The 13,218-nt window shown below is 36.8% G+C and carries 11 protein-coding genes and 3 tRNA genes; 4 read left to right on the top strand and 10 right to left on the bottom strand.

Translation table 11 applies throughout. The annotated features are described in order from the left end of the window. Window positions 1–252: 252 nt before the first annotated feature. The 3 genes from JI747_RS14715 to JI747_RS14705 form a co-directional block, all read right to left on the bottom strand. Window positions 253–326, bottom strand: a tRNA-Arg gene (locus tag JI747_RS14715). Between the two features lie 30 nt (window positions 327–356). Continuing rightward, window positions 357–431 (bottom strand) — tRNA-Pro (locus tag JI747_RS14710). 17 nt (window positions 432–448) lie between these two features. Beyond that, window positions 449–533, bottom strand: a tRNA-Ser gene (locus JI747_RS14705). Window positions 534–669: 136 nt separating this feature from the next. On the opposite strand from JI747_RS14705, the gene JI747_RS14700 reads away from it, so the two are divergent. The 4 genes from JI747_RS14700 (at window position 670) to JI747_RS14685 (ending at window position 5,181) form a co-directional block, all read left to right on the top strand. Next, the gene (locus JI747_RS14700) at window positions 670–1,695 is read left to right on the top strand and encodes an N-acetylmuramoyl-L-alanine amidase (RefSeq protein WP_225689652.1); all 1,026 of its coding nucleotides are present in this window, start codon (window positions 670–672) and stop codon (window positions 1,693–1,695) included. Between the two features lie 71 nt (window positions 1,696–1,766). Then, the gene (gene aspA / locus JI747_RS14695; RefSeq protein WP_225689651.1) at window positions 1,767–3,167 is read left to right on the top strand and encodes an aspartate ammonia-lyase; all 1,401 of its coding nucleotides are present in this window, start codon (window positions 1,767–1,769) and stop codon (window positions 3,165–3,167) included. 95 nt (window positions 3,168–3,262) lie between these two features. Beyond that, window positions 3,263–4,117: a glycosyltransferase gene (locus JI747_RS14690; protein WP_225689650.1), complete on the top strand. Its 855-nt coding sequence runs from the start codon at window positions 3,263–3,265 to the stop codon at window positions 4,115–4,117. Continuing rightward, entirely contained in the window at window positions 4,102–5,181 is a 1,080-nt protein-coding gene (locus tag JI747_RS14685; protein WP_225689649.1) for a hypothetical protein, read from the top strand. Before JI747_RS14690 ends, JI747_RS14685 begins: the two co-directional genes overlap by 16 nt. Here the strand turns inward: JI747_RS14685 and JI747_RS14680 are convergent. The 7 genes from JI747_RS14680 to JI747_RS14650 all read right to left on the bottom strand — a co-directional run bounded on the left by JI747_RS14680 (window position 5,174) and on the right by JI747_RS14650 (window position 12,989). After that, window positions 5,174–6,652 (bottom strand): lipopolysaccharide biosynthesis protein, encoded by a 1,479-nt coding sequence (locus JI747_RS14680; RefSeq protein WP_225689648.1) that lies wholly within the window; start codon window positions 6,650–6,652, stop codon window positions 5,174–5,176. The genes JI747_RS14685 and JI747_RS14680 overlap by 8 nt on opposite strands. Window positions 6,653–6,660: 8 nt before the next feature. Next, window positions 6,661–7,455: an FkbM family methyltransferase gene (locus JI747_RS14675; protein WP_225689647.1), complete on the bottom strand. Its 795-nt coding sequence runs from the start codon at window positions 7,453–7,455 to the stop codon at window positions 6,661–6,663. Window positions 7,456–7,573: 118 nt separating this feature from the next. Beyond that, window positions 7,574–8,236: a DUF2461 domain-containing protein gene (locus JI747_RS14670; RefSeq protein WP_225689646.1), complete on the bottom strand. Its 663-nt coding sequence runs from the start codon at window positions 8,234–8,236 to the stop codon at window positions 7,574–7,576. Between the two features lie 86 nt (window positions 8,237–8,322). Continuing rightward, window positions 8,323–9,552, bottom strand: a complete 1,230-nt coding sequence (locus JI747_RS14665; protein ID WP_225689645.1) for an ABC transporter permease — start codon at window positions 9,550–9,552, stop codon at window positions 8,323–8,325. Window positions 9,553–9,577: 25 nt separating this feature from the next. Further along, window positions 9,578–10,327, bottom strand: coding sequence for an ABC transporter ATP-binding protein (locus JI747_RS14660; protein WP_225689644.1), 750 nt, complete (start codon window positions 10,325–10,327; stop codon window positions 9,578–9,580). Window positions 10,328–10,397: 70 nt separating this feature from the next. After that, window positions 10,398–11,675 (bottom strand): efflux RND transporter periplasmic adaptor subunit, encoded by a 1,278-nt coding sequence (locus JI747_RS14655; protein WP_225689643.1) that lies wholly within the window; start codon window positions 11,673–11,675, stop codon window positions 10,398–10,400. Window positions 11,676–11,678: 3 nt separating this feature from the next. After that, a complete protein-coding gene (locus JI747_RS14650) occupies window positions 11,679–12,989 on the bottom strand; it encodes a TolC family protein (RefSeq protein WP_225689642.1) in 1,311 nt (436 codons plus the stop codon). Window positions 12,990–13,218: the final 229 nt, after the last annotated feature.

The following is a 13,218-nucleotide window of genomic DNA, read 5'->3' as shown; positions in this document are numbered from 1 at the left end:
GTAAAAATATACAAGAAGAATTGATAAGAATGAATATCGATGAAGGCAAATTGAGTGTAAATAAAGATTATCTATTCTTTTTTCAGAACAAAGTTATTTATATTAAAAACAATAAAAAATGTTTACAGATAAACACAAGGTATTTACTTCTTCAATCAATGTTTGAAATTGAAGGATATCAAAGGTGTAATAAATGATTTTCCATTTAGTATAAAAACAAAAAAACTCACAATAAAAATTGTGAGTTTTAAGTGAGCGCGAAAGGATTCGAACCTTTGACCGTCTGCTTAGAAGGCAGATGCTCTATCCAGCTGAGCTACGCACCCATTATAATTTTGAAAAAATTATGAAAACTGTCGGGGCGGCAGGATTCGAACCTGCGACCTCCTGGTCCCAAACCAGGCGCGATGACCGGACTACGCTACGCCCCGAAAGATATATAGAAAAGCGGAGGGTAAGGGATTCGAACCCTTGCGACACTTTCGCGTCGACAGTTTAGCAAACTGCTCCGTTAACCACTCCGGCAACCCTCCTGTTTATCTTATTTGTTGATGATCGTTGTTCTGTTATTGCGAGTGCAAATATAGAATAGATTTCTTTATTTACCAAATATTTTTCAAGAAAAATTTGTGTATTTTTACGGTAATAAACGATTAAAAAAGTAAACAAATGCGTAAGACATTATATATCATCGGCTTAAGTTTTTTTGTTTTTTCATGCACCTCACAGAAAAATGTAAAACAAAATGCTTCGCGTACCAATAAACAAGTGGTACAGCCAAAAACAGCGGTTGCAAAGCCTGTTAATGACAAACCAAAACCTCAGGTTACCCATGAAGGAGGAGTAGACTTTTTTACGACCAATATTGCAGATGCTGCTAAAAATGACAATACGGTAAGTTATGGTTCAATTGTATCAGCAAAACCTGCAGGATATAAAGTCGTGAAAACCTATTTTCCAGCAATAGCACAAAATTTCAGACAGCGTTATTTAATTCTGCACTATACCGCTTTGCCGGATGATAAATCCATTACCGTTCTTACACAGCAGGGAGTAAGTGCGCATTACCTTGTCAATAATACCGGAGATAATGAAATCTATCAGCTGGTAGATGAGAACAAACGTGCCTATCATGCAGGAGTAAGCTCTTGGAGAAGTGATAAAAACCTTAATGATACTTCTATCGGGATAGAAATTGTGAATGCGGGGTTTAGAACAGATTCTACAAAGAGCAGGGTGTTTGCAGCCTTCAGTGATGATCAGGTAAAAAAAGTAGCAGCTTTAGCTAAAGATATTATTACAAGATATCAGATTCCGGCGACCAATGTATTGGCACATTCGGATATTGCTCCTACGAGAAAACAAGATCCGGGACCGCTTTTCCCTTGGAAAAAACTGTATGACGAATACCAAATAGGAATGTGGTATGATGAAGCAACCAAACAGAATTTCCTTACACAGGCACAGGTAGATTTTACAACCAGATACAGCGAGCCTGCTTTTATTTTTATGATTCAGACAGCTTTGCAGAAATTCGGATACGGACTTGAGCTGAGCGGCGCATGGGACGATGCTACCAAAAAAACAGTTGAAGCCTTCCAGTATCATTTCAGACCTCAGAAATACGACGGAATCATGGATGCCGAAACATGGGCAATTTTACAGGCATTAAATCAAAAATATCCAATAAAATAAGTAATTTTGAAGTGCATCTTAATGATGCATTTTTTTTGAGATAATCACATTAGATCTTAAACAATATTTTAATGGAAAATTACAGACAGGAGAGCGATCTTCTAGGAGAGCTAAACGTACCGATAGATGCATATTATGGGGTACAGACTCAAAGAGCAATAGAGAATTTTAAGATTTCAGGACAGTTGCTGTCTTCCTATCCGGAATTTATACAAGGGTTGGCTTTTGTAAAAAAAGCAGCGGCTAAAACCAATTATGAACTGGGTCTTCTGGATGAAAACCTGTATTTCAAAATTGCTGAAACCTGTGATGAGTTAATTAACGGAGAATTGCATGAGCAGTTTCCGGTAGATATGATTCAGGGGGGAGCGGGAACTTCGATCAATATGAATGCGAATGAAGTGATCGCGAACAGGGTATTGGAAAAACTTGGAAAAAATAAAGGAGAATACGAATTCTGTTCTCCAAACGACCATATCAATCTTTCTCAGTCTACGAACGACGCCTATCCTACAGCGATCAAAATGGGATTGCTGCAGATGAATGATACTTTGGTGGAAAGGCTGATCAGAATTGTGGAAGCTTTCCGTGAAAAAGGAAAAGAATTTCAGGATGTTATTAAAATGGGCCGTACCCAGCTTCAGGATGCAGTTCCGATGACTTTGGGACAGGAGTTTGAAGCATTTGCAGCCACTTTGGAAGAAGATATTTCTAAGTTGAATAACAACGCGAACCTTTTCGTAGAAGTGAATATGGGAGCAACAGCTATCGGAACAGGAATCAATGCTCCGTTAGGCTATGCAACCTTGTGTGCTAAGAATTTGGCTGAAATTACAGGTTTTCCTGTTGTTTCTGCGCCGGATCTGGTAGAAGCGACTCCGGATACTGGATCTTACGTGATTTATTCATCTGCAATGAAACGTCTTGCGGTGAAATTATCTAAAATTTGTAATGACCTAAGATTATTATCTTCAGGACCAAGAGCGGGGCTTTCTGAAATCAATCTGCCTCCAATGCAGCCGGGATCTTCCATTATGCCGGGAAAAGTAAATCCTGTAATACCGGAAGTGGTGAACCAGGTTTGTTTTAAAGTTTTTGGAAATGACCTTACCGTGACTTTTGCAGCAGAAGCCGGACAATTACAGTTAAATGTAATGGAACCGGTACTTTCTCATGCCATCATGGAAAATATTCATTTCCTGAGCAATGCATTAGACACGCTTCGTGAAAAATGTATTACAGGAATTACAGCGAATAAAGAAGTTTGCCTGAATATGGTAAAACACAGCATCGGTATTGTAACGGCACTGAATCCTTATATCGGCTACAAACAATCTACCCAGATTGCCAAAGAAGCATTAGTGACAGGAAAAAGCGTCTACAATTTAGTATTGGAAAAAGGAATACTTTCTCAGGAAAAGCTTGATGAAATTCTTGACCCGAAAAATATGCTGAAACCTCATAACAAATAAATATAATTGATGAGTGATAAATGATAACATATACAAATAAAACGGTATGCTTACATCATTTATCACTTATCATCCATCATGTATAAAAAAATCTCTTGAAGTTTTTAATCATCATTCCTGCGCATAACGAAGAAGCGCATCTGTCATTTACCTTAGAATCTTTACAGCAGCAAAGTTTCAGAGACTTTACCACAGTAATCGTTAATGATGGCTCTACTGACAGCACTCCTGAAGTGATCAGACGTTTTACAGAAGCGGATTCACGTTTCCAGACCATCAATCTTCAAAAATCGGCACATCAACCCGGTTCAAAAGTAGTTGCAGCTTTTAAAAATGGCTTAAATACGCAAAAACCAGAAGAATTTGAGGTGATCTGTAAATTCGATGCAGATATAATTCTTCCTGAAAATTATCTTCAAACCATCAACGAAGCCTTTCAAAACAATCCGAAATATGGTTTGGTAGGAGGATTACTCTATGTGGAGAAAAACGGAGAATGGGTATATGAAGGCAATTCAAATAAAGGCCATGTTCGCGGACCGATGAAAGCATACAGAAAAGAATGTTTTGATGCGATGGGAGGAATAAGAGAAACTTTGGGATGGGATAATATTGATGCTATTTTACTTGAAAATTTAGGCTGGAAAGAAGTGGTTTTGCCGGAATTGCAAGTGAAATTATTAAAAGTAAAAGGAAGTGATTATACCATTAAACCGGCAGATTACTACGGGAGATACTTTTATTTCTTAGGATTGAACAGGTTTCTGGCATATATCGCCTCGTCAAAAGAAGCGATGAAGATTAAATCATTGTCATTTTTCTTACAGATCATTAAAGCTTATGAAAGTTGCCGTTCCCAACAATTGGAACTTAAAATTTCAAAAGACGAACAAAAAGCAATTAACGAGCAGCGTTGGAATGCCTTAAAAAAGAAATGGTTGAAAATTTGAAAAAGATCGCTTACATAGAAATCGATACCCATGCTGAAATTGCACAGAATTTCCTTGAACTGATGCAGGGTTCTGAAAACTTGGCGGTAGATTATTATTTTTCCGAAAAGATAAAAAAGCAGATTCAAACGGGTAAGGAAAACGTTTTTCTTTCAGACAGTTCGATGATTATTGAGCAGCTGAAAGTAAAAAAATACGATCTGATCATTGTAGGGACTGTTCATCGGTATTTTAATACCTTTCAGTCGATCGCTGAAAAATATAACACTGCTTTTATTGTTCATAATATCAATTTTACGACGCTTTCAAAATTTAATCTGTTTAGGAATATTTTCAAAGAAGATGTTATTTACAGGTTGAAATTATGGTGGAAAGAAGGTCTTTTTAATGCTTCTGCAACCTATAAAAAAGCAAAAACACTGTTGGTATTGGATGAAGCATTCTACTCTGAAAAATACAGGTTTTTACCCCTTTTTTGTACCAAAGAATTTGAAAAGCAGCCGCATCAAAGGTTGGTTGTCGTAATTCCGGGAGGAGTTTCCCAAAAGAGAAGAGATTACAAAAGAGTCTTTTTGAAGATAAAAGAAATAGAGAAGAGCTTCAAAGAAGGAAATGTTTCAGAAAAATTAATTGAATTTGTTTTTTTAGGAAAAGCAAAAGGATCAGAACTAAAAGAAATCACAGATCTGGAGCGATCTCTGGAATATGTTACTATTCAGTATTTTCAGGAAAGAGTTTCTGCTGAGGATTTTGAAAAATGGATGCAGAAAGCCGACGTTTTATGGTGTCCGATTCAGCCGGAGACCGAATTTTTCAGCCATAAAGAAATCTATGGAACAACAAAAATGACCGGGAATTTGGGTGATGCTATCAAATTTGGAAAATGGGCTGTTTTTCCACGTAATTATCCTTCAAAATCAGACTTTATTATTCCTGAAGAAGAAAATATCATTGAGCAGTTTAAAATGCTTAAAAACACTTCGTACGACTTTCAGAAAAAGTATAACAGGAAATCCGTTCAGGAGAATCTTGAGAATACGTTAATGAGTTTAATTTCTATTTAAACTTAAAAATACTTTTGATAAATTTTTTGTTCAGATAATCCTCGAGTGGGAAAACTTTTGTGAAATAATTTCCGATAAAAATCAATATCAAAACTACTGACGGTTTATAAACCAAATTGATAAAGTTGTTATTGAAATTAGGCAAAACAATCGCTACCGTAATTGCCAAAGTGCAGATGATGGAAACAAAGATCATTTCTATCGTTAAAGGCGAAACCTTGAAAACAATATAGTTGAAAACGATTTTCACCACATTGTAGGTCGTTAAAGAAATCGCAGTCGATAAAGCAATTCCTACAAGTTTAAGCTCTGTATTTTTGATGAAATAAAAATTCAGACCAATCGTTAAGCCTGCCAATAAAAGCATTACAAGGATATTAAAACGGTAATATTTAGAAAGAGAAATGATATTCCCGTTGAATCCTGTTGCTAAATCGACTAAAACGGCAGAACCCCAGATCCAGATCACCGGTTCATAAAGTCTCAGCATAACACCATTTTTAGGCATGAATTGGGTAAGATAAGGAAAACCTACCATGATGCATGAAAACAGGACAGCTCCTAAAAAATATAAAGTAAGAGAAGTTTTTTTGTGGAATCTGTCGAGTCCTTCCATATCACCATCCGCAAGATGCTGACTGATGATAGGTGCTGAAATATTGAATAATCCAAGCTGCGGAATCGAGATCAGGGAAATCAAAGCATAGAGAACAGAATAAATTCCGTTTTCTTCCATTCCCATGAATTCTCCGATCATAAAACTGTTAATCGCAAGATAGTTTCCGAAAGTTCCTAGGAACCCAAAGAAACTGTAATTGAGAAATTCTTTCCAGAAATCATCTTTTTTGAAATAATCGGTGCTGAGATCAAAGTTGATCTTCTGAAGCTTATTGGTGTAATAAATATACCCGAAAAGCATGAGTGCAAATATCCCGAAGAAAAATGCCAGCGCAATTTTCTGGGAAAATGAAAAATAAAAGAAAAGACAAAAAGCTCCCAGATTGGCAATCTTTGGAAAAAGATTATCAAAAATATTGGAAACTACGATTCTTTTAAAGTTGGAGACATATTTATTGAAAATCGCACAAAGCGATAAAACTAAAATTAAGGGTAGAATAATTTCCTTGATTTTCCATGCTTCCGAATGCGCAAATTTTGGATAAAAATAGGGCAGGGCAAAAAATACAATGGTAAAGATGAGGAAATTGATAAGAATGCTCACCAATGACAGGGAAAGCATATTCTGGGTTTTTCCGTCTTTTTGCAGAGAATGAAAAAACTTCACATTGGCATAAGAAATTCCGAAAACAACAAAAGGAACAAGCATTTCTGCAGTCTGCATGCTGTAACGCAGCTTTCCGTAAAATTCAAAATCGTTTGGAAAAATAAAAAGTGCCGAAACCGTCCCCAGTAAAAAACCAATATACCCAATGATGGAATATTTGAAGCCCTGTCTTGCTACTAAACTCATAGGTTTTTTTATTGGGTTTTAGGGGTGAAAATAATGTTGTTGATATATTCGGTCTTGTTTTTTTCGTTGGCGCTGTTTTTCAGTAAAACCTCTTCAGTCAGTTCCTCCAACTTAAAGTTGTTTCTGTTCAGATATTTTACATCAAATCCCCATGAAGCTACCTCAGCAATTTCGTTCCAGATAGGAGTGTCATGATGTCTTTGTTCCATTTCCACCATCAAGGTAGGCTGGAATTTTTGAATGGTTTCCTTAGCTCCGTTCAGGGTTTTCATCTCATTGCCCTCAACATCTATTTTGATGAAGTCTAGTTTAGTGATGGCCTGCTTTTTCGCCCAGTCATCTAATTTTACAACTTCTACTTTTTCGGTGTAGCTTTTTTCTTCACCTTTTTCTTTATAGGAAGTGTTTAGCGTTCCACGAGAAGCAATCATTTTCCCGTTGATGATAGGAACTTTAAATTCTGCCGTTGTATTTTCGTCAGAAAGTGCTACCGAGTGAATGCGCATCGATGGAAACAGTCTTTTTAATCTGTTGTTCAGTTTTTTATTAGGTTCAAAACCATAAATATTCTGAGACTTCAGTTTGTCTTCCAGTTGATACAGAAATGTTCCCACGTTGGCTCCGATGTCAAAAATCACCGAATTGTCTTTAAGATATTCTTTGATCCAAACCAATTCAGGCTCTACATTGCGTGTAGAAAAATTTTCTTTGGTAAGCTTGTATAAGCTTTTAAAGTATCTTCTTTTGTAAAAACTTGGACTGATATATTGAAGATTTTCTGCAATCCTTTGATATAAAGACATTGGTGTAGATTTAGACGGGATGCAAAGATACACAAAAATGTTAAATTCCTGTTAAAAATATCAAAATGTATTGAATTGATTTTCAGGGTTTAATTTGGTTTTTGCGTTCCGTGGAATTTTATAAAAAAGGAGCGTTCAGAAAATCATTTAAAGGTTTCATCAATCTGAAAACTTTAGCTAAGTTTTTTGTGGCATCTTTATTCAGAATTTCTTCATCTTTCAGGTAATAGACCACGATGAAATTTTTTAATTTTAAAAATTCTGCCATCGGGTCCTCTTTTTCAAAACCTTGCGGAATTTTTTTCAGTTTGTCGTCTTGGTCCAGTTCCGGGAAATGCTTTTTAAACTCTTTGTGGTTCAGAATGGCAAGAAATTCATTTCCGTACAGTGAAATTTCTTTTCGGAGTTCTTTTAAAACTGCAGATTCCGGCATATAAATTCCTCCGGCGATAAAGGATTTTCCGGGTTCCAGATGAAGATAATAGCCTCCTTTCTGGCTTCCTTTTCCCATTCCTAAAGAAGCGCCGAAGTTGGTTTTGTATGGAATTTTATCTTTGGAGAATCTTGTATCACGGTAAATTCTGAATAAAGATTTTTTTGCATCAATTTTTGCTAATTCCTCGTCAAACTCAGACATTTCCTTAAGCAAATCTTCCAAAAATGCGATCACATTCTGTTGAGATTCTGTGTACAGGTTTTTATTTTCTGTAAACCATTCGCGGTTATTATTTTTGTTGAGTTTCTTTAAAAATCCGAAAACTTCGGGAGAGAGTGTTGTCATAAAAAGTAAGTTGAGCGTTTATAGTGTAAAGCTGAGTGTTTAAATACAATGGGTGCGATTTGCTTTTCATTCAAAATTAGAAAAAACTATTCATATCTCAATGCTTCAATCGGGTCAAGTTTTGAGGCTTTTAAAGCGGGATAATATCCAAAAAACACTCCGGTAATAGCACAGACAATAAAAGAAACAATGATCGAAGATTCCGTAATAAAAGTAGGCCAGGAAAGAAAAAACGTAACCAATTCTGAAGCTAGAATTCCCAGCAGAACACCGAGGATTCCTCCCGTAATACTGATCATAATGGCTTCAATTAAAAACTGATATAAAATGTCTTTTCCTCTTGCCCCGATCGACATTCTCAGTCCGATTTCTTTGGTTCTTTCCGTAACGGAAACGTACATGATATTCATAATTCCGATTCCGCCTACAATCAGGGAAATCCCTGCAATGGCCGATAAAAGAACTGTTAAAAGCTGGCTTGTTGAGCTCATGGTAGAAATCAGTTCTGCCTGAGTTCTCACGGAGAAATCGTCATTGCTCCCATCTTCAGGAAGTTTATGCTGTTTTCTTAAAATTTCGGAAACCTGATCCGTGGCCTGTTCAGAAGTGTCTTCGCTGGTTGAAGAAGCATAGATGGTCTGCACATAAGTAATTCCTAAAAATCGTCTCTGAACCGTATTGAAAGGAGCAATAATCACATCATCCTGATCCTGTCCGAAAGCATTTGAGCCTTTTGATGCCAAAATACCAATCACCTTCATCGGAACTTTATTAAAACGGATAATGGTTCCAATTGGGTCTTCACCATTGGGATATAAATTGGTTACTACAGTCTGTCCGAGCAAACAGACTTTATTGGAAGAGTTGACGTCTTTTTGAGTAAATAATGAACCTTCTGAAATTCCCCAGTCTCTGATATCGAAATAATCTTCATTCACCCCCTGAAGCTGTGTCGGCCAGTTATTCGCACCGCTTATGGCCTGTCCGTTGGTCTGAACAGCAGGAGAGACGTAAGAAACATCGGGTGCGCCTTTGGCGATAGCATCTGCATCCTGAGTTTTCAACGTTTGTAAACCTGTAGCTCCGATTCTGGCTCCTCCGGAAACATTTACATTGCTCGACGGGCGGATCGTAATCATATTTGAGCCCATAGACGAAAGCTGATCGCTAATACTTTTTTTGGAACCTTCTCCAATGGCAGTCATGGCAATCACGGAGGCAACCCCAATAATGATTCCGAGCATGGTAAGAAATGCACGGAGTTTGTTTCTTAAAAGGGCTTTCCAGGCGATTCTGAAGAGATTTGAAAGATTCATTTCGTTTCAGGTTTTGGATTAACAATTATTTATAATCATCATTGGTAGGAAGATTTTCTAAGGCTTCTTTAGCAGACTTTATATCTTCATTCTTAATGTCTTTAATGACTTTTCCATCTCTTAAAGTGACCGTTCTGCTGCTGAACGTTGCTATGTCCGGTTCATGGGTTACAAACACGATCGTGCTTCCCTGTTTATTTAAATCCTGCATCAAAGCCATGATTTCGTAGGAAGTTCTGGTATCTAAGTTTCCGGTTGCTTCGTCCGCTAAGATCATGACAGGTTCGTTGACTAAAGCTCTTGCAATGGCGACTCTCTGTTGTTGCCCTCCAGACATCTGATTGGGCAAATGATCAATTCTGCTTTCCAGTTTTACGGCTGCCAGTGCTTTTAAAGATCTTTCATGCCTTTCTTCTGATGAAATTTTTGGATTATATAAAAGAGGGAGCTCTACGTTTTCTTTAGCAGTGGTTCTTGGTAAAAGATTATAGGACTGAAAAACAAATCCTATCTTTTTATTTCTTAAAAGTGCCAGTTCATCACGATCCAGGTTTTTAATGTTGATCCCATCCAGAAGATAATCTCCGCCCGAAGGTTTATCAAGGCAGCCAATAATGTTCAGTAAAGTCGATTTTCCTGAACCGCTGCTTCCCATGATGGTCACAAATTCACCCTTTTCTACAGTAAATGTGACTCCCTTTAAGGCGTGAACGATTTCATCACCCATCCTGAACTCTCTTTTCAGATCATGTATTTCGAGAATTTTGTCAGCCATGGTGGTTTGTTGTTAATTGATAATTATTGGTTTTGTGCTTTTTTTGGATAGTGTCAAAATCAAGATTCTGTTATCTAGGACCGCCACCTCCGGATCCGCCACCCTTATTTCCTGTATTTCGTCTCTGAGGCATGAAAGGACTTTTTGCAGAACCTCCCGAAGATTTTTTAGATAAGCTTTTGTATCCGGTAATGATATTGTCACTTTTATTTAAGCCGGAAATTACCTGTATTTCCGTATCATTGTCCATTCCTGTTTTTATTTTTTTTCGGGTGATCACACTGTCTTTTCCAATGACCCAAACTGCGGCTTCGTCACTGCTTTTACTACCAGATTGTTCATTGGTTTGCCCGCTTCCTTTTCTTCCTTTTTTACCCTTTTTTCCATTGGCAAAAGGAGAGTCGATCTTATATTTTTTTACCACCAGACTGTCTGGTCTGAAACTGGTTGCTGAAGCCGGAATTTTCATGATATTATCCAATACCTCAGTATAAATGGTAATATTGGCGGTCATTCCTGGTTTTAATTTTAAACTGGAATTATCTGCATTGATCATCGTGGTGTAATTCACAACATTCGATGAGACGGTCGGTTGAAGTCGTACCTCCGAAACGCTTCCGTTAAAGGTTTCATTGGGGAAAGCATCCACGGTAAAGGTTGTTTTTTGCCCGACCTTTACATTTCCTATATCAGCTTCGTCCACAGATGCCCGGATTTGCATTTTAGTTAAGTCCTTAGCAATACTGAAAAGGGTAGGAGTGCTGAAGCTGGAGGCGACAGTTTGTCCTTCGCTTACATTTCTGTTTAAGACAGTTCCGTCTATGGGAGAGTAAATATTCGTTAATGATAAATTTTTATTAGCGGTAGAAAGTTGCGCGTTCACTGAATTTACCTGTGCTCTTGCTATATTGAGCTGATTTTGTGCTACATCATAGTCTGCCTTACTTATCGCCCCGACTTTGTATAATTGAGATTGTCGGTTGAAGTTGATCTCATTATAAGCCAGATTGCTTTTTGAATTTTGCAGGTTGGCGTTGATCTGTTCCGTTTGATATTTTAAAAGATCGGGATCTAATGTTGCCAGAAGCTGTCCCTTCTTCACGGTAGAATTAAAATCTACATAAATACTTTTAATAATCCCCGAAACCTGCGTACCCACAGCAACGGTATCAACCGGTTGTACTTTCCCGGTTGCGGTGATGGAGTTTGATATTTCGCCCATTTCCGGCTGCACTGTTTCGAGCTTAATTTTTACTTCTTCTTCTCTGATGAAAAAATACCAAACCGCACCCAAAACAATAATACCTCCGGCGATCCAATACAGCCATTTTTTACTTTTTGCTTTCATAGTTTATTTGATATTTATAGGGTTTCCTGCATAGAATTCGTAGATCTGTTTATTAAGAACAGCGGAATATTTCACCTGCAGATAATTCTGTATAGATTGAATGTAAGTCAGTCGTTGCTGTTGAAGCTGTACATAATCAATGCTTCCGATTTTCATTTGGGCATTTACGATGTCGTAGCTTTGTTTGTTGAGGTTCATCTGTTTGGAAGCAGATTCGTATTGGGAAATTGAATTTTGAAGATTGATATAAGATTGTTCAACCTGTTGATTGAGGACTGTTTTTGTATTTAATAAATCCAGATTAGCCTGCTGGATTTCAATTTTTGATTTTTCAACCGCTGTTTTGTAAATTCTGTTGTTGTAAATCGGGATTCCTAAACTTAATCCGACAGGCAAATAGAAATTATTTCCCAACTGGTTAAAATAATTCCCATTGTTGTAAGAATAATTGGTTGAAATATTTCCTGTAACACTTAAAGTTGGCAGAATAGAAGCTTGAGCTATTTTCAGATTGGTGTTGGAGTTTTCAATATTCAATTCTCCGTATTTTACTTCCGGACGTTGATTTTGAGCCAGATCCTGAGCTTCGGATAAAGATTTTAAATTTTCATCAACAACAATGTTTTCGGGTTTTACAATTTGAAAATCATAAGCAGTAGGAAGTTGTAAAATCTGTTTGAGATTGACAATATTGGTTCTTAAACTATTTTGAGCAGCAATTAAATTGTATTCATCCTGAGCAACCTGCGCCTGTATCTGTAAATAATTTAATTTGGAGATATTTCCCGCTTTATAAAACTGGTCTCCCTGCTTGAGTTGGGTTTTTGTTGTCGTTAATATTTCTTCAAGAGCAACAATATTTTCTTCAGTCATTAAAATATTGAGATAAGCCTGAGTAATGCTCAACGTAATATTATTCTGTGCTTCCTGTACCGACAGATCGGCCATTTGAACCAGCAGATTTTTTGAAGATTCGTTATTTCTAATATAACCTGCATGGTATAAAGTCATAGATGAATTGGCACCGATGCTTTGGGATTGTGCGCCGTTCACATGAAGCCCGTCACTTCCATTCACAGCAAACAAACCCTGAGAAAGACTTCCGTTTAGATTAGGATATTTTGCTTCTTTGGCCTGAAGAAGATCCTGGGCTGCTGAATTTTTTGAGAGCCTTAAAGAATTAATAGAAATATTGTTCTCTTTTGCATATTCAATGCAGCTTTCAAGCGTCCAGCTAGGCGGATAGTTATTAGTTTGTGCGAATATTCCGAGCGTTTTGAGGAGAAGGATCAAAAAGAAAAATTTGCATTTCATAGCTTATTTTTTTTGAAAATTCATAGATTACACAGAAAAATCAATTCGAATTTAATAAAAAAAAATGATGTTTAACAGGTTTTTAACACAGACTGTGTTTTTTTGCGGGAAATTTTTTAAAAATTAAAAAAATGTTATAAGATTCTGAATTTAAGTTTACTTATTTAACACTTTGTTCAAAAACAAATCAAATATTTATTGTATCTTTGCAAAAATTTTAAAATATTTA

This window comes from Chryseobacterium tagetis (assembly GCF_016735585.2).
Taxonomy (GTDB): Bacteria; Bacteroidota; Bacteroidia; order Flavobacteriales; family Weeksellaceae; genus Chryseobacterium; species Chryseobacterium tagetis.
This window is presented reverse-complemented; position numbering and strand designations above follow the sequence as displayed.

Coding starts and splice junctions, on each gene's coding strand:
- JI747_RS14700 (WP_225689652.1), top strand. CDS start 670: ATGCGTAAGACATTATATATCATCGGCTTAAGTTTTTTTGTTTTTTCA.
- aspA (WP_225689651.1), top strand. CDS start 1,767: ATGGAAAATTACAGACAGGAGAGCGATCTTCTAGGAGAGCTAAACGTA.
- JI747_RS14685 (WP_225689649.1), top strand. CDS start 4,102: ATGGTTGAAAATTTGAAAAAGATCGCTTACATAGAAATCGATACCCAT.
- JI747_RS14680 (WP_225689648.1), bottom strand. CDS start 6,652: ATGAGTTTAGTAGCAAGACAGGGCTTCAAATATTCCATCATTGGGTAT.
- JI747_RS14675 (WP_225689647.1), bottom strand. CDS start 7,455: ATGTCTTTATATCAAAGGATTGCAGAAAATCTTCAATATATCAGTCCA.
- JI747_RS14670 (WP_225689646.1), bottom strand. CDS start 8,236: ATGACAACACTCTCTCCCGAAGTTTTCGGATTTTTAAAGAAACTCAAC.
- JI747_RS14665 (WP_225689645.1), bottom strand. CDS start 9,552: ATGAATCTTTCAAATCTCTTCAGAATCGCCTGGAAAGCCCTTTTAAGA.
- JI747_RS14660 (WP_225689644.1), bottom strand. CDS start 10,327: ATGGCTGACAAAATTCTCGAAATACATGATCTGAAAAGAGAGTTCAGG.
- JI747_RS14655 (WP_225689643.1), bottom strand. CDS start 11,675: ATGAAAGCAAAAAGTAAAAAATGGCTGTATTGGATCGCCGGAGGTATT.
- JI747_RS14650 (WP_225689642.1), bottom strand. CDS start 12,989: ATGAAATGCAAATTTTTCTTTTTGATCCTTCTCCTCAAAACGCTCGGA.